Here is a 14,560-nt window from a genome sequence, read left to right on the forward strand (position 1 = left end):
CCTTTGAGTCCCACCCGACCGCAGACCGCAGCCTCACGCCTCCCCAGCCTCGTCGGCCGGCCTCCGCTTCGCTCCGGCCGCCCGACTCCCTCGCGCGTGCTCCTCGGCCGCGGAGCGGCCTCGCAGGCACGCAGGGCGAGAGCACAGCTCTCGCTTGCAGCCGGCGGCGAAGCCGCCGGCGACGCCACCACATCGTTCTTTATAAGCGATCGTCGCAATCGCTCATTCCTGTTTAAATATCCAATTACCACCGCCGAGCTGCGAGATCCACTCGCGCTATCGATCACCGCTGTTCCGAGAAACGGAACATCAGCGCTTGCAAACGTGTTTTGGGCGGCTTTCCGAACGAATTTGGGTGAGAACGCGGCGGGAGTTCGGAAAATCTCTTTTTATATATCCGCGGTCGACTCTCTCATGCGCAAGAGCGCATTGACATTGGCGATGACGGTCGTGGTGGTCGTGTCGGCGGTCGCCGGCGCGACTGGCGCGGTCGCGGCACAGAGCGGTACCAACGAGGCGAGCGTGAGCTTCGCCGACGGCGCGTCCGGCGGCAGCACGGTCGTCGTCGACGAGGTCCACCTCCCGGACGGCGGCTTCGTGACGATCCACGACTCCTCGCTGACCGACGGGAACACCCTCGGGAGCGTCGTCGGCACGAGCGCGTACCTCGACGCGGGCACGCACGAGAACGTGACCGTCGAGCTCACCGACGCGGTCGAGTCGGGGACGTTCCACGCGATGGCGCACCGGGACACCGACGACGACCGCGCGTACACGTTCGTCTCCTCGAACGGCGAGGCCGACGGCCCGTACACGGTCGACGGCGACATCGCGATGGACGACGCGAACGTGACGGTCTCCGCGAGCGTGAGCGGGACCGACCAGCCCGGCGAGGGCGAGTACGTGATCGTCGACCGCGTCGAGCTGAGCGAGGGCGGGTTCGTGACGGTCCACGACTCGTCGCTCGCCGACGGCGCCGTGTTCGACTCCATCCGCGGCACCACCGAGTACCTGGAAGCGGGCGTCCACGAGGACGTTCGCGTCCGGCTCGACGACCCGCTACAGAACGACGACACGGTCTTCGCGATGGCGCATCAGGACACGAACGACAACGAGGCGTACGACTTCCCCAGCAGTGACGGCGACGAGGACGGCCCGTACCCCGACGCCGACGACGAGATCGTGATGACCGGCATCGACGTCGAGCTCGACGACGACGCGCGGGCGAGCTTCGACGCGCAGTCCTCCGGCGGCAACGCGGTCGTCGTCGACGAGGTGTACCTGCCGGAGGGCGGGTTCGTGACGATGCACGACTCCTCGCTCGCGGACGGCGCGACGTTCGACTCGATCCGCGGGACGAGCGCGTACCTCGAACCGGGGATCCACCGCGACGTCGTCGTCGAGCTCGACGACCCGCTGACCGAGGACGACGCGCTGTTCGCGATGGCGCACCGGGACACGAACGACAACGAGGCGTACGACTTCCCGAGCAGTGACGGCAGCGAGGACGGCCCGTACACGACCGACTCGTCGGACATCGTGATGGACGACGGGAACGTCACCGTCTCCGCGGGCGTCGCGTTCGAGACGGCCGATTCGGACGGCGCGACGGTCACGGTCGACCGCGTCGACCTGAGCCAGGGCGGGTTCGTGACGATCCACGACGCCTCGCTCGGCGGCGGCGCCGTGTTCGACTCCGTCCGCGGCACCAGCGCGTACCTGGAGGCCGGCGTCCACGAGGACGTGACGATCGAGCTCGACGAGCCGCTGACGGACACGGAGCAGCTCGTCGCGATGCCGCACCGCGACACCAACGGCAACGAGGCGTACGACTTCGTCGACAGCGAGGGAGACGCCGACGGCCCCTTCCTGACCGGCGAGGATGCCCCGGTGACGGCCGGCACGAGCGCCCAGGTGACCGCGTTCGTCGCGGCGACCGCGCAGGAGACCGACGGCGACACCGTCGTCGTCGACGAAGTGACGCTCCACGACGGCGGGTTCGTGACGGTTCACGACTCGTCGCTCGCCGACGGCGCCGTGTTCGACTCGATCCGCGGGACGAGCGCGTACCTCGGACCGGGGACGCACACCGACGTCGAGATCGCGCTGGACGACTCGCTGACCGAGGACGACTCGGTCTTCGCGATGGCGCACCGCGACACCAACGGCAACGAGGCCTACGACTTCCCCGGCAGCGACGGCGCCGATGACGGCCCGTACGCGGCCGCGAGCGGACCCGTGATGTCCGCCGCCGACCTGACGGTCGCGAGCGGAGAGATGGGAGACGAGACGGACGGCGGGGACGGCGATGACGCCGACGACGACATGTCGGACGACGACGGCATGTCAGATGATGACGGCATGTCGGACGACGAGATGAGCGATGACGAGGCGAGCGACGACGGTAGCGGCGACGAAGCGCCCGGCTTCGGCGCGGTCGTCGCCCTGGTCGCGCTGATCGCGGTCGCGCTCGTCGCGCGCCGTCGCCCCTGAGGTCGGTTCCTCAAAAAGGGTCGGCGGCGCCAGCTCGGCAGCACCAGTTCGGCGGCGCTTTCTCGTTGACGCCGGGTCGGCGACGCCGACTCAAACACCGTGTTTTATATACTTCTGATCGCTTCGGCCCGCGATCCGACGCTGCAGCGAAACGGCGCCGATCCCGTTATACCCTCACATACGACCGGTAGGAGGGTTTTCAGATATCATTGCTTGTGAAAGAGGGCAAAGATTTATATACTCTCGGTGCTTACTATGAGTTAGCGAATCGGCGAACCCGGCTCCAGTATTTCTGTCGAGGTTCGATCGGTAAGACACCATGAACACCATGACTGAGACACACATACGCGGCTACGACAGCGAGATCGAGCGAGACCGAACCACGGAGTCGGCCGAATCGACGACGGACGAGACGGAGTCCGCGAGCGAGCGGACCACGACCTGTCCGGAGTGCGACGGGAACCTCGTGACCGACACGGAACACGGCGAGACGGTCTGTACCGACTGCGGGCTCGTCGTCGAACAGGACTCGGTGGACCGCGGGCCGGAGTGGCGCGCGTTCGACTCCAGCGAGCGCGACAGCAAGTCGCGCGTGGGCGCCCCGACGACGAACATGATGCACGACAAGGGGCTCTCGACCAACATCGGCTGGCAGGACAAGGACGCCTACGGCAAGTCCCTCTCCAGCAGTCAGCGCCAGCGGATGCAGCGGCTCCGCACCTGGAACGAGCGGTTCCGCACCCGCGACTCGAAGGACCGGAACCTCAAGCAGGCGCTCGGCGAGATCGACCGCATGGCCTCGGCGCTCGGGCTCCCGGACAACGTCCGCGAGACCGCCTCCGTCATCTACCGCCGCGCGCTGAGCGAGAACCTCCTGCCGGGGCGCTCGATCGAGGGCGTCGCGACCGCGGCGCTGTACGCCGCCGCCCGGCAGGCCGGGAACCCCCGGAGCCTCGACGAGTTCACCGCCGTCTCGCGGGTCGACAAGATGGAGCTCACCCGGACGTACCGGTACGTCATCCGCGAGCTGAAACTGGAGATCCAGCCCGCCGACCCCGAGAGCTACGTCCCGCGGTTCGTCTCGCGGCTCGATCTCTCGGAGGAGACGCAGCGAGCCGCCCGCGAGCTGCTCGACAGCGCCAAGCGGTCCGGGATCACGAGCGGAAAGTCGCCGGTCGGCCTCGCCGCCTCGGCGGTGTACGCGGCCGCGCTCCTCTCGAACGAGAAGGTGACCCAGAGCGAGGTGTCGGCGGTGGCCGACATCTCGGAGGTCACCATCCGGAACCGGTACAAGGAGCTCCTCGACGCCAGCGAGGGGCTGACCGCCTGAGTCGTCTCCGTCCCCGTGTTCGTCTGGGTCGTCTCGGTCGCGACCCCTCTCGATCGACGCCGGCTTCGGCCACGTCGTCGCGCGGCGCAGCCGCCACGTACGTTTTTAACCCGGCCCCGTGTACGTCACTCACATGGTAGACGCGTTCGTCAGACTCGTCTGTCCGGAGTGTAACAAGGAGTGGCAGGACAACCCCGCTGACCTTCAGCGGCTTCGTTCGAACTTCAGCTGTCCCGACTGTCACGCGACGCGCCGACTGACGGAGTTCATGCGGACCGAACGCGATCTCGAAGCGGTCAAGCAGTTCCAGTGACGCACGGCGGCTCAGACGATCCACGTCGGTCCGTCGAGCGCGCGCGACCGCAGCGCGGTCCGGGACACATCGACAGACGAGTATATCGCGCATCGACCGACGGAAACCACGACGTCCGGCGGTCGATCAGCAGCGGCCGGGCCGCAGAATCTTCCCGATCGATAACGCGAAAAGCCGCCTCTCTACCCCCGAAACGCGGAAATCGGAGCTACCCATGGTAACGTGACTCAGGATAATAATATAAACCTCCGGTAGCAAAGGACTGGTACTCATGAAGAAGCAGGAACTCATCCACCTTCACGGCCTCCTCGCGGAAGTACGAAAGCAGTGCGAGTTCTGGGACGAAGATATCGACCTCGACGCCTACGAGGAACTCGGCGTCAAACCGACATCGATTCACAAGTCGAAGACCGACCACAAAGCCGCCGTTTTTAAGCTGACCGAGGGAATCACCGAGCCGATGGAAGAGTCTGAATCGGAGCCGCTGGCCCCGACCGCGGACTGAATCTTCGTCGCTACCTGCGACCGATCGTTACGTTCTCAGTGACAACGCCGGCCAAAACGGACTGCTGAGTCCCCATCGCGGTGCGTTTCGTCCCGAGCGAGAACCGTCAGTCCGAGCGTTAGTCCCGGACTCCGGTCGCGTCGTCGTCTCCCCCGTCGGCGGAGTCGACCGCGTCTCCGGAGGCCTGATCCCCGTCCGCCGACCCGTCGGGCGACGGCTCCGCCTCGGAGTCGTCCTCGATCTCCTCGACGCTGAGCACCTTCAGCGGAATGTTTCGGAGCCGCTGACCGATCTCCTTGCGGGCGACGCGGCTCGCGTGTTTCTCGCGGTCGACGTTGAACACGTCCATCCGGAGCCGGAGCGCGACGAGGGCCTCGTCGGCGGCGACGAAGGCAGGCGGGAGCTCCTCGCCGCCGGGCGACGTGCGGCGTCCCGTCTCGATCTCGACGTAGTTGAGGTCCGGGTTCAGCATCTCGCCCGTCTTGGAGATGGCGATCCGGACCGCTTCGTCGGCGGTCTCCACGTCGTACACCGGAACGGCGGCCTCGACGACGACTCGGCAGTCCATCACGGGGAGCAGTACCACGCGAACCGGCATGAAAGTTCGGCCGACAGGTCTCCGAGGCGAAACGACGCCGGAGCGGTCCGCGTCGCGCCGGGTTGGGTCGCGTCGAGCCACGTGGAGCCGCGTCGAATCGAATCGGGCTACTCGCCGCCCGCGCGGAGGTGATAGAAGACGTACGTCTGCGCGTAGCCCGCGAACTCCCCGCCGAACCGCTCCCGGATCGCGCGCGACGTGTCGGCGTAGTTCCCGCGCTCGCAGTCCGGGTAGTACTCCTCGATCGTCGTCCGGATCCAGGTGTCGAGCGGGACCGCCTCGAGGAAGCCGAGCGAGAACAGCAGGACGCAGTCAGCGACCTTGTCGCCGACGCCGACGAAGCGCGTCATCGACTCACGCGCCTCCTCGTAGGGGAGGTCTGACGCCTCCCGGGGGTGCGCCTCGCCGGTCGCGACCATCTCCGCGGTCCGCTGGACGTAGGGGGCGCGGTAGCCCAGAGAGAGGTCGCGGAGCTCCTGCTCGGTCCGCGCCGCGAGCTGGTCCGGCGTCGGGAACGCGTGATACGCCTCCCCGTCGAGTTCGACGATATCGCCGTACGTCTCGCGGAGGCGACGCTGCATCCCGTGGATCCGCGCGACGCGCATCTGCGCCGAGCAGATGAAGGAGATCAGACACGGGAAGACGGGGTCGCGCGTGAGCCGCATCCCCTCGTAGGCGTCGTACGCGCGTTCGAGGAGCGGGAGATCGGGAGTCGCGTCGAGAATGGCGTCGAGGTCGTCGTCGAGCCGGAACAGGTGTTCCAAGAGCGGGACCGCGTCGGTCGACGACTCCCAGTGAAGGGTTCCGTCGCGGACCCCGCCCTCCTGTCGCACCCGAACGGGGACCCGCTCGTCGACGACGCCGGGTATCGGGTCGACGACCGTCTCGTACCACGCGTCGCCGCCGTGCGCGTGGAGGTCCTCGTAGGTCCCGCCGTCGGCGCGGTTCCAGAGGTAGCTCTGTCCGCTCTCGACCGTCGCTTGGAGATCGAACGGGCCGGCCAGATCGGCGACGTCGATCGCGCCTCGCTCCATTACCGATCGGATGGCGCCGCGGCCGTATGCGGGTTTCGGTCGGTCAGTTGCGAACGGACCGACCCCGCGAACCGCCGCCGAAGACGGGTTTTTGCCCGTTCGTCCCGTAACGGTCGTATGCCGACGTACCGACGGACGACCCGCGTGCCGGCTCCCATCGACGAGGTGTGGGCGTTTCACTCCACGATCGACGGGCTCCGCGAACTCACGCCCGAGTGGATGCATCTCCGAATCACCGGCGTCACCGGGCCGGACGGAGCGCCGGATCCGGACGTGCTCGTCGAGGGGTCGGAGATAGGGATGTCGATACGGCCCTTCGGCGTCGGCCCGCGACAGCGGTGGACCTCGCGGATCACCGAGCGCGAGCCCGGCGACGGGGAGGATCCCGGCGACCGCGCCCACTTCGTCGACGAGATGTCCGGCGGTCCGTTCCGGAAATGGGAACACACGCACGCGTTCTACGCCGACGGGGACGAGACCCTGCTCGTGGACACCGTCTCGTACCGGCTGCCGTTCGGCCCCCTCGGGGACGCGGCGGGGCCGTTCGCGAAGGTCGGGTTCGAAGGGATGTTCCGCGACCGCCACCGGCGGACGGTCGCGCGGTTCGAGCCGTAGCTCCCGGCTTTCGATCCCGGCCGAGAGAGGTCCGAACGCTCAGGCCGGGGTCACCGGCGTTCCCGCGTCGAAGGAGAGCTCGAACACTGCGCCGTCGTCGTTGTGGACGTCGACATCCCACCCGTGAGCGTCGACGATCCGGTCGACGATGGCGAGCCCGATACCCGAGCTGTCCGCGGTCGAGAATCCGGAGTCGAAAAGGGAGTCGCTCACGTCGGCGGGGACGCCCGGCCCGTCGTCGGCGACGTACATCCCCGCGCCGCCGGCGCCGTCGGTTCGGGGACCGATCTCGATCGCGACGCTCGGACCGCCGTGGTCGACGGCGTTCCGGAAGAGGTTCTCGAACACCTGTCTGAGCCGGTTCGGATCCGCGCGCACCTGCCCGATCTCGTCGGCGATCGTCAGCGTCGCGTCGGGGGCACGGACCGTCTGCCAGGCCTCCTCGGCGATCCCCGTCACCGAGATCGACTCGGTCTCGCCGATCGTCTCCCCGCGCTTCGCCAGCATCAGGAGGTTGTCGATGAGCGTCTCCATCCGGGTCACCGCCCGATCCATCGGTTCGTACGTCGACGGCGAGACCTCGCTTTCCACCAGTTCCAAGTACCCCGACAGGACGTTGAGGGGATTCCGGAGGTCGTGGGAGACGACCGAGCTGAACTGTTCGAGCTGCTCGGTCCGTCGGCGGAGCTCCAGCCGCCGATCGTTGCGCGCGATGGTGTGCGCGATCAGGTCGCCGAACGTCCGATAGAGGTCGACCTCCTCGTCGGTCCACGTGCGCCGCGCGTCGGTCTCGAACGCCAGCACGCCGACGAGTTCCCAGTCGGCCACGAGCGGAACGTGAACGGTCGCCGGCGAGTCGACCCCCGTTCCGGCCGCGTCGCGCTCGGCCGTCGACCGCTCCGCCGACTCCGCCGGAGCCGACGATCTGACCACGTTCTCGAAGGTCGAGAGGCGGTCGGACTCCGGGAACTGGTCGAGCGCGCGCGGCTCGGTGTCACAGCCGTCCGGACACCAGACGTACGCGGGATCGAGCGCCTCCCCGTCCCGGAGGTAACAGACGATCCGGTCGAGCTCGGCGTGTTCGCCGACGCTCTCTATGGTCCAGCTGATCTTCGTGTCGACCTCGTCGGACCGCGTGCTCATCAGCGTCGACCCGGAGTCCAGCAGGACCTCGCGGAGCCGATCCGCGTCGTCCGCCCCGAACCGAACCCGCCGCGGCTCCACCGCACCGCGCAGTCGCTCGACGAGGGGGTCGGCCGCCGGATCCGACTCGGATCGTGCGGGCGCCGGGCCGGAAACCACGTCGGCGGCGCCCGCCCGAAGCGCGAGCCGGAACTCCTCGGCGGTCTCGCCCTCGAGAACGACGATGACGGGAACGGTGTCCGGCGTCTGTGCGAGCCGCTCGGCGACCGACGGCTCTCCGACAGCCTCGGTCGTCGTGACGATCCCGCAGGCGTCCGCCAGCGGCTGCAGATCGGCGTCTTCCGCCGCCTCCAGCAGCGCGTCGGGAGCCGTCGCTCGGTACTCCGGAGCCCGCGCACCGCCCCACGCGGCCTCCACCGCGTCCGACACGCGCGTCCGCACGTCCGGATCGTCTCCTCCGACGTACATCACGACGGACCGCCGGTGCATACGGAGGGATCGGACCAACCGCATTTGAAGGTTAACCCGCAAATATCGGCTTCGAGAACGTCGTACCGCAGTTCGGGAAACGCCGGCCCGACGGTCACGTCCCGCTCTCGGTGGCGGTGAGCACGATTCCGGCGAGCACGACGGCACCGCCCGCGATCGTGAACGCTGTCGGCGCCTCCGAGAGGAACGCGAACGCGAGGACCGTCGCCCCGACCGGCTCCCCGAGCAGCGACACGGAGACGACGCTCGATTCGAGGTGCTCGAGCGCCCAGTTGATCACGGTGTGGCCCAGCAGTCCGGGCCCGATCGCGAGCCCGGCGAAGATCGCCCACTCCCTCGGCGGGTACCCGGTCAGCCCGTGCCCTTCGGCGAGGACGATCGCGAGGAGCGTGACCGAACAGACTCCGTACACGATCACCACGTAGGGGACGAGCGCGACCCGCTGGCGGAGCGACCGACCGGCGAGCACGTATCCGGCCGCCATGACGGCCCCGAACAGGGCCAGCCCGTTCCCGTAGATCGGCCGGGGTCCGACAAGCACGCCGCCGAGGAAGTCACCGAGCGACATCGCCGCCATTCCGGCGACGGCGACGACGATGCCCGCGACCATCCGCGAGGTCACGCGCTCGCGCAGCAGAAGCCACGCCCCGAGGGCGACGAACACCGGTTGCGCCTGGACGAGCGTGACGCTCGCGGCGACGCTCGTCCACGCGAGGCTCTCGAACCACGCGGCGAAGTGCAACGCGAGCGCGATCCCAGAGAGTGTCGCGAACCCGAGATCGCTGCGGGTGACCTCGGCGAGCTGCGCCCGATATCGCCAGAGCGCGACCGGGACCAGCGGCACCGTCGTGAACAGCACCCGATAGAACGCGGCGACCGAACTCGGGGCGTCGCTGAGACGGACGAGGATCGCCCCGCCGCTCACGGCGGCCACCGCGACCGCGAGCCCGAGCATCGGCGAGACGCGGGGATCCGTCGACATCCGTTCGACTCTCGGGTTCCCATCGCACCCGGTTACCGGTTTCGGGACGCCCCCGATGGACGCCGAGCGCGACGCGTCCGACGGGGATTTAAAAAGCGGGGCCGAACGGCGACGCATGTGCGCAGACACGTTCGGGGTCGGGATCCACCTCACCGAAGCGGAGTTCCGAGTCGTCGTCGGGGTCCCCTCCGACGTCGACTCCGGGTGGACCGATCCGGAGGAGTTCCAGTCGCTCGTCGCCGACGCGGTCTGGGAGCAGCTCGATCGACAGTCCGTGCTCGAGTCCGTCGCCGATCGCTTCCGAACGGGTGAGACGGCGACGCTCGGTACGGTGACCCTCGAACCCGACGGTACCGTGGTCTCACACGACCTGGAAATTCCCGGAGGCGACCAGAGCGACGCCGAGAGGTGACGACTGACCGCGGCCTCAGTCGTCGAACGACCCGTCGGCGGCCGCGAGGGTCGCCCCGACCGCCCACATGCGCGTCGGCCTGTACGCGGTGAGATCGTACCGCGTCGGGCCGACGGTCTCGCTCCACGTGTCGACGACGCCGAGCGTGACCAGTCCCGACAGCGCCGTTCCGAGCGTCCGCGGCGTCGTCTCCGGCTCGGAAAGCGCCGCGTGAACCTGCTTCGCCTGCGGGTAGTTCCGATCGCACCGTTCGATACCGGCCCGCGCTTCCGCCCAGTGCCGCCGAACGTACCCGAACGTCGTCGGATCGTTCCGTCGGAGTTCGTCGAGAGCGGGTGCGAGGGCGTGGTCCATCCGTTCGACGTCGTCGGCCGGATCGAACAGGGACGCGGCCGACGGCGCCGTCCGCTCCGTGAACGAACAGCCGATCACGACGGTGCTCCGACAGTCGTCGAGTCGGAGTCGCAAGCCGTCGAGGAGTTCGCTCACCGTCTCCGGGCCGTACTCGGCCAAGAGAGGTTCGATATCGTCGACGATCACCGTGACCTCGAGGCCGCGAGCATCCGCCAAGTGGCCCGTGACCGCCTCGAGGATCCGATCGACGTCGACCGGCGCACCGAGCACGGTGTACGCGAGCCCCCGGTCCGGGACGACCTGCGTCGCCGTCGCGGCACCGCGGGTGTGATCGCTCGCGGAAACGATCGCCTCCCGGTCCGGCACCGTTCCGACGGTTCGGCGCCACCCGCGTCGCCACTCCTCGATTCCCGTTCCGAACAGCAGTGAGATCACTCGCTCTCCGACGTCCCCGTCACGAACCGGCGGCCGTCCGCGATCGGACACGCGCACCGCAAACTCGCGAGCGGAGTCTGTCGGAGCGGCCATGATTACCTTCGCTTCACGGAGAACGTGCATAAACTTATGGGAACAAGTCTCAATATTGAGAGCCACGGCGATCGAAACGCGGTCGCGTGTGATGGACAGCGCTTCCGCTCGCCGAATAGCAAATCAGCCCACGGACACGATGTCCGTGGGCTGTGAATGGGAGTATGCTCCCGTATGAATGGGCAGGCGGCGAACCGCGGTTCCCAGAGGATCGCTCACTCCAGTACTTCCCGGTACGCTGGTGGGCTTAACTTCCGTGTTCGGAATGGGTACGGGTGTTCCCCCACCGCTCTGGCCGCCTTTACGCCGACTCTCGGACTCGAACCGAGACTCTCTCCACAATCTGTGGAAGAGACGCCTGTGTCGGTGGTTCCGATCTCTCGATCGGCCGACCGTGTATATGTGCGATCCAGTTACCGCCTGAACTCATACGAACTGTGGTGTCAGTGCCGTATGACTGTGGCTTCGGTCTGTTAGTGCTCGTGGACTCAACACCTCGTTGCCTCGGTGCGTACATCCCGAGTCTATCGAACTCGTCTTCTACGAGTGACCTCATCGGTACTTCTTTTCCATGTGGGTTTCGAGCTTAGATGCGTTCAGCTCTTACCCCGTGTCGCGTGGCTACCCGGCATTGCGTTCTCACACAACCGGTACACCAGTGGCGACCAAACGTAGTTCCTCTCGTACTATACGTTCGTTCACGTCAAGTACCTTGACACCCCCAATAGATAGCAGCCGACCTGTCTCACGACGGTCTAAACCCAGCTCACGACCTCCTTTAATAGGCGAACAACCTCACCCTTGCCCGCTTCTGCACGGGCAGGATGGAGGGAACCGACATCGAGGTAGCAAGCCACCCGGTCGATATGTGCTCTTGCGGGTGACGACTCTGTTATCCCTAAGGTAGCTTTTCTGTCATCTACGGGCCCCATTCCGGAGCCTCGTAGGTTCGCTAGACCACGCTTTCGCGTCAGCGTCACTCGTTGGGAATGACACTGTCAGACCATCTTGTGCTCTTGCGCTCTTCGCCGGATTTCCGACCCGGCTGAGATGATCTTCGGGCGCGCTCGATATCTTTTCGAGCGCGTACCGCCCCAGTCAAACTGCCCGGCTACCGGTGTACTCCTCCCGGAGTGAGAGTCGCAGTCACCGACGGGTAGTATTTCAATGTTGCCTCGGTGGCCCGCTGGCGCGGGTACCTGTGTAACGGCTCCTACCTATGCTGCACATCGGCGACCACGTCTCAGCGACAGCCTGCAGTAAAGCTCTATAGGGTCTTCGCTTCCCCTTGGGGGTCTCCAGACTCCGCACTGGAACGTACAGTTCACCGGGTCCAACGTTGGGACAGTGGCGCTCTCGTTTATCCATTCATGCAAGCCGCTACTGAAGCGGCAAGGTACTACGCTACCTTAAGAGGGTCATAGTTACCCCCGCCGTTGACGGGTCCTTCGTCCTCTTGTACGAGGTGTTCAGATACCCGCACTGGGCAGGATTCAGTGACCGTACGAGTCCTTGCGGATTTGCGGTCACCTGTGTTGTTATTAGACAGTCGGAGCGCCCGAGTCACTGCGACCTGCTCCGTCGAGAGCAGGCATCCCTTCTTCCGAAGGTACGGGACTAACTTGCCGAATTCCCTAACGTCGGTTCTCCCGACAGGCCTTGGCTTGCGCTGCCAGAGCACCTGTGTCGGATCTCGGTACGGACATCGTGCTCGTCTTTTCACGGGCCCTATGTACGGCTGACTTGCGCTATCTCGCGCTTCTCTCGCTTCGTGCCATGACGGCGTCCACGAGATTCCACGATTTGACCGGGCGAAAGCCCGGCTCAGCGTTCCACACGGCGTCGACTTTCACTGCACGATGGCACTGGAATCTTAACCAGTTTCCCGTTGATGCAGTCGAGTTACGGTGCATCTTAGGACCGGCTGACCCTCGGCTGAGTGGCAGTGCCGAGGAACCCTTGCTCATCAGGCCGTCGAGGTTCTCACCCGACTATCGCTGCTACTGTGACCAGGATTGTCGTTTCTGAACGGTCCACGCGAGCTCTCGCCCGAGCTTCCATCCGAACAGAACGCCAACCTACGCGGTTGCCCCTGTCAAGGGCACGGCCAGGTCTCGGTGGTAGATTTGAGCCCCGATCATTTTGGGCGCCTCAAACCTCGGCCGGTAAGCTGTTACGCTTTTCTTAGAGGGTAGCTGCTTCTAAGCTCACCTCCCGGCTGTTTAGGGCTTGAGACCACCTTCGAATCGCACTTAATCTACACTTTGGGACCTTAACCCGGCTCTGGGTTGTTCCCCTCACGGTGCACAGGCTTACCCCGCACACCGGACTCCCTTCGTCTACAGCGCCTGCGGGTTTGGAGTTCGACAGGATGGCCGACTCCTCTCGGAGGCGGGTCATCCAATCGGTAGCTCTACCCCGCGGGCTACCTCGGAAGAGGTCATGCTTCGACATGTTTCGGTTGGAACCAGCTGTTGCCAGGCTCGATGGGCCTTTCACCCCTATGCGCAGATCACGAGAGGATATTGTAGAATACCAACTCTAACGGGCCTCCACGTGGCTTTCGCCACGCTTCACCCTGCCTGCGTATAGATCGCCTGGTTTCGGGTCGCACCCAATTGACTCCCCGCGCTTGAACACGGTGGCCCTCGCAATGCTGCGGCCGTATCGGTTTCCCTGCGCCTTCCCCGGTTCACGGGTTAGACTCGCCAATCAAGTGCACTCCCTGGGTCGTTTTTCAAAACGCACGACACGACGCCGGCTCGATTCTCTTCCTACTAGAGGATCGCTCCTCGGTCGTTTCAAGAATCGCCTTGTACGCCCTGTCGCTCGATCGCCAGCTGATTTCAGGCCCTATTGCACCGCCCTTCTCGGGGTGCTTTTCAGCGTTCGCTCACGCTACTTGTTCGCTATCGGTCTCGAGGAGTGTTTAGCCTTCTCAGGGGATGCCTGAGTTGTTCACAGAGGATATCCGACCCCTGCTACTCTGGTATTGACGCCTTCTGTACTGCGGTATCTTACGGGGTTGTCACCCTGTTTCACGCTCCGTTCCAGGAGACTTCAGATACCGGATCGAGAATTGATTGTCAACCCGAACACCACATTGGTCCGAAGACCTTCGGTTTGGGCTGTGTCGCGGTCACTCGCGGTTACTGACGACATCGCTATTGCGTTCTTTTCCTTCCCTTACTGAGATGTTTCAATTCAGGGAGTTCCCTATTGCGCGTGGCAATTGTAAACGGATTCCGATTCGGAAACCTCGTGTTCTTTCCCTCCATGCGGGTCCCACGAGCTTTTCGCAGCTTGGCACGTCCTTCATCGGCTCTCGAGCCGAGCCATTCACCAGCTGGCACAGTAGCCAGTAGTGTGTCAGTCGGTTCTATACAGAACCGCTGACGGTGTCAAGTGACTAAATGTCACCCGACTGTATATGGTTCACTGACGTTCCACGAACTCGTATGAGTTCAGTGGACGTCTGGATCGCACGTATACACGGTCGTCATCGGATCACGTCCAGGCATGGAGCGTGTCCGTCGAACCCTTCCCATCCGCGGTTTCCCGGGATGGTGCATCGGTCGTCGTCTACTCAATCCGAATCCCGTCTCCCACTTAAGGGGACGGATTCGAACCGAGGCTGACATGGACTCACTGGGATTCGAACCCAGGGCATCCTCCTTGCAAGGGAGGCACTCTACCGCTGAGCTATGAGCCCACCTTCCCACATGGGAAGGTATCGTACGCGTGTGTGTGTGAACCGTGGTAGT

11 protein-coding genes, 1 tRNA gene and 2 rRNA genes are annotated in these 14,560 nt (G+C 65.4%); 6 read left to right on the forward strand and 8 right to left on the reverse strand.

The features are described 5' to 3' along the window. Window positions 1-441 precede the first annotated feature (441 nt). The 4 genes from JIN95_RS13670 (at window position 442) to JIN95_RS13685 (ending at window position 4,641) form a co-directional block, all read left to right on the forward strand. Window positions 442-2,493, forward strand: a complete 2,052-nt coding sequence (locus tag JIN95_RS13670) for a PGF-CTERM sorting domain-containing protein (protein ID WP_200532160.1) — start codon at window positions 442-444, stop codon at window positions 2,491-2,493. Window positions 2,494-2,821: 328 nt separating this feature from the next. After that, window positions 2,822-3,823, forward strand: a complete 1,002-nt coding sequence (locus JIN95_RS13675; RefSeq protein WP_095636231.1) for a transcription initiation factor IIB — start codon at window positions 2,822-2,824, stop codon at window positions 3,821-3,823. 133 nt (window positions 3,824-3,956) lie between these two features. Further along, window positions 3,957-4,136, forward strand: a complete 180-nt coding sequence (locus JIN95_RS13680; RefSeq protein WP_050026851.1) for a hypothetical protein — start codon at window positions 3,957-3,959, stop codon at window positions 4,134-4,136. Between the two features lie 271 nt (window positions 4,137-4,407). Next, window positions 4,408-4,641: a UPF0058 family protein gene (locus JIN95_RS13685; RefSeq protein WP_095635738.1), complete on the forward strand. Its 234-nt coding sequence runs from the start codon at window positions 4,408-4,410 to the stop codon at window positions 4,639-4,641. Window positions 4,642-4,759: 118 nt separating this feature from the next. Here JIN95_RS13685 and JIN95_RS13690 read toward each other — a convergent pair whose 3' ends face one another. Then, the gene (locus JIN95_RS13690; RefSeq protein WP_200531833.1) at window positions 4,760-5,209 is read right to left on the reverse strand and encodes a DUF555 domain-containing protein; all 450 of its coding nucleotides are present in this window, start codon (window positions 5,207-5,209) and stop codon (window positions 4,760-4,762) included. 137 nt (window positions 5,210-5,346) lie between these two features. Then, window positions 5,347-6,273: a DNA glycosylase gene (locus JIN95_RS13695; RefSeq protein WP_095635736.1), complete on the reverse strand. Its 927-nt coding sequence runs from the start codon at window positions 6,271-6,273 to the stop codon at window positions 5,347-5,349. Between the two features lie 117 nt (window positions 6,274-6,390). Here JIN95_RS13695 and JIN95_RS13700 point away from each other — a divergent pair, with 117 nt between their 5' ends. Next, a complete protein-coding gene (locus tag JIN95_RS13700; protein WP_095635735.1) occupies window positions 6,391-6,888 on the forward strand; it encodes an SRPBCC family protein in 498 nt (165 codons plus the stop codon). 39 nt (window positions 6,889-6,927) lie between these two features. On the opposite strand, the gene JIN95_RS13705 is transcribed toward JIN95_RS13700, so the two are convergent. Continuing rightward, window positions 6,928-8,520, reverse strand: a complete 1,593-nt coding sequence (locus JIN95_RS13705) for an ATP-binding protein (RefSeq protein WP_200531834.1) — start codon at window positions 8,518-8,520, stop codon at window positions 6,928-6,930. Window positions 8,521-8,614: 94 nt separating this feature from the next. Continuing rightward, window positions 8,615-9,502, reverse strand: coding sequence for a DMT family transporter (locus JIN95_RS13710; RefSeq protein ID WP_200531835.1), 888 nt, complete (start codon window positions 9,500-9,502; stop codon window positions 8,615-8,617). A gap of 115 nt (window positions 9,503-9,617) precedes the next feature. Here JIN95_RS13710 and JIN95_RS13715 point away from each other — a divergent pair, with 115 nt between their 5' ends. After that, window positions 9,618-9,914, forward strand: a complete 297-nt coding sequence (locus tag JIN95_RS13715) for a hypothetical protein (protein WP_095635732.1) — start codon at window positions 9,618-9,620, stop codon at window positions 9,912-9,914. 15 nt (window positions 9,915-9,929) lie between these two features. Here the strand turns inward: JIN95_RS13715 and JIN95_RS13720 are convergent, their stop codons facing one another. The 4 genes from JIN95_RS13720 to JIN95_RS13735 form a co-directional block, all read right to left on the reverse strand. Continuing rightward, window positions 9,930-10,796 (reverse strand): hypothetical protein, encoded by an 867-nt coding sequence (locus JIN95_RS13720; RefSeq protein ID WP_234699212.1) that lies wholly within the window; start codon window positions 10,794-10,796, stop codon window positions 9,930-9,932. A gap of 181 nt (window positions 10,797-10,977) precedes the next feature. Further along, window positions 10,978-11,099: ribosomal RNA gene (gene rrf / locus JIN95_RS13725) — 5S ribosomal RNA — on the reverse strand. 148 nt (window positions 11,100-11,247) lie between these two features. Continuing rightward, window positions 11,248-14,164: ribosomal RNA gene (locus JIN95_RS13730) — 23S ribosomal RNA — on the reverse strand. A 272-nt stretch (window positions 14,165-14,436) separates the two neighbouring features. Further along, window positions 14,437-14,508 (reverse strand) — tRNA-Ala (locus tag JIN95_RS13735). Window positions 14,509-14,560 lie beyond the last annotated feature (52 nt).

Origin of the sequence: Halorubrum sp. LN27, assembly GCF_016635065.1 — an archaeon.
Classification (GTDB): Archaea; Halobacteriota; Halobacteria; order Halobacteriales; family Haloferacaceae; genus Halorubrum; species Halorubrum salipaludis.

Coding starts and splice junctions, on each gene's coding strand:
- JIN95_RS13685 (WP_095635738.1), top strand. CDS start 4,408: ATGAAGAAGCAGGAACTCATCCACCTTCACGGCCTCCTCGCGGAAGTA.
- JIN95_RS13720 (WP_234699212.1), bottom strand. CDS start 10,796: ATGGCCGCTCCGACAGACTCCGCTCGCGAGTTTGCGGTGCGCGTGTCC.
- JIN95_RS13715 (WP_095635732.1), top strand. CDS start 9,618: ATGTGCGCAGACACGTTCGGGGTCGGGATCCACCTCACCGAAGCGGAG.
- JIN95_RS13690 (WP_200531833.1), bottom strand. CDS start 5,209: ATGGACTGCCGAGTCGTCGTCGAGGCCGCCGTTCCGGTGTACGACGTG.
- JIN95_RS13700 (WP_095635735.1), top strand. CDS start 6,391: ATGCCGACGTACCGACGGACGACCCGCGTGCCGGCTCCCATCGACGAG.
- JIN95_RS13675 (WP_095636231.1), top strand. CDS start 2,822: ATGACTGAGACACACATACGCGGCTACGACAGCGAGATCGAGCGAGAC.
- JIN95_RS13670 (WP_200532160.1), top strand. CDS start 442: ATGACGGTCGTGGTGGTCGTGTCGGCGGTCGCCGGCGCGACTGGCGCG.
- JIN95_RS13710 (WP_200531835.1), bottom strand. CDS start 9,502: ATGTCGACGGATCCCCGCGTCTCGCCGATGCTCGGGCTCGCGGTCGCG.
- JIN95_RS13695 (WP_095635736.1), bottom strand. CDS start 6,273: ATGGAGCGAGGCGCGATCGACGTCGCCGATCTGGCCGGCCCGTTCGAT.
- JIN95_RS13705 (WP_200531834.1), bottom strand. CDS start 8,520: ATGCACCGGCGGTCCGTCGTGATGTACGTCGGAGGAGACGATCCGGAC.
- JIN95_RS13680 (WP_050026851.1), top strand. CDS start 3,957: ATGGTAGACGCGTTCGTCAGACTCGTCTGTCCGGAGTGTAACAAGGAG.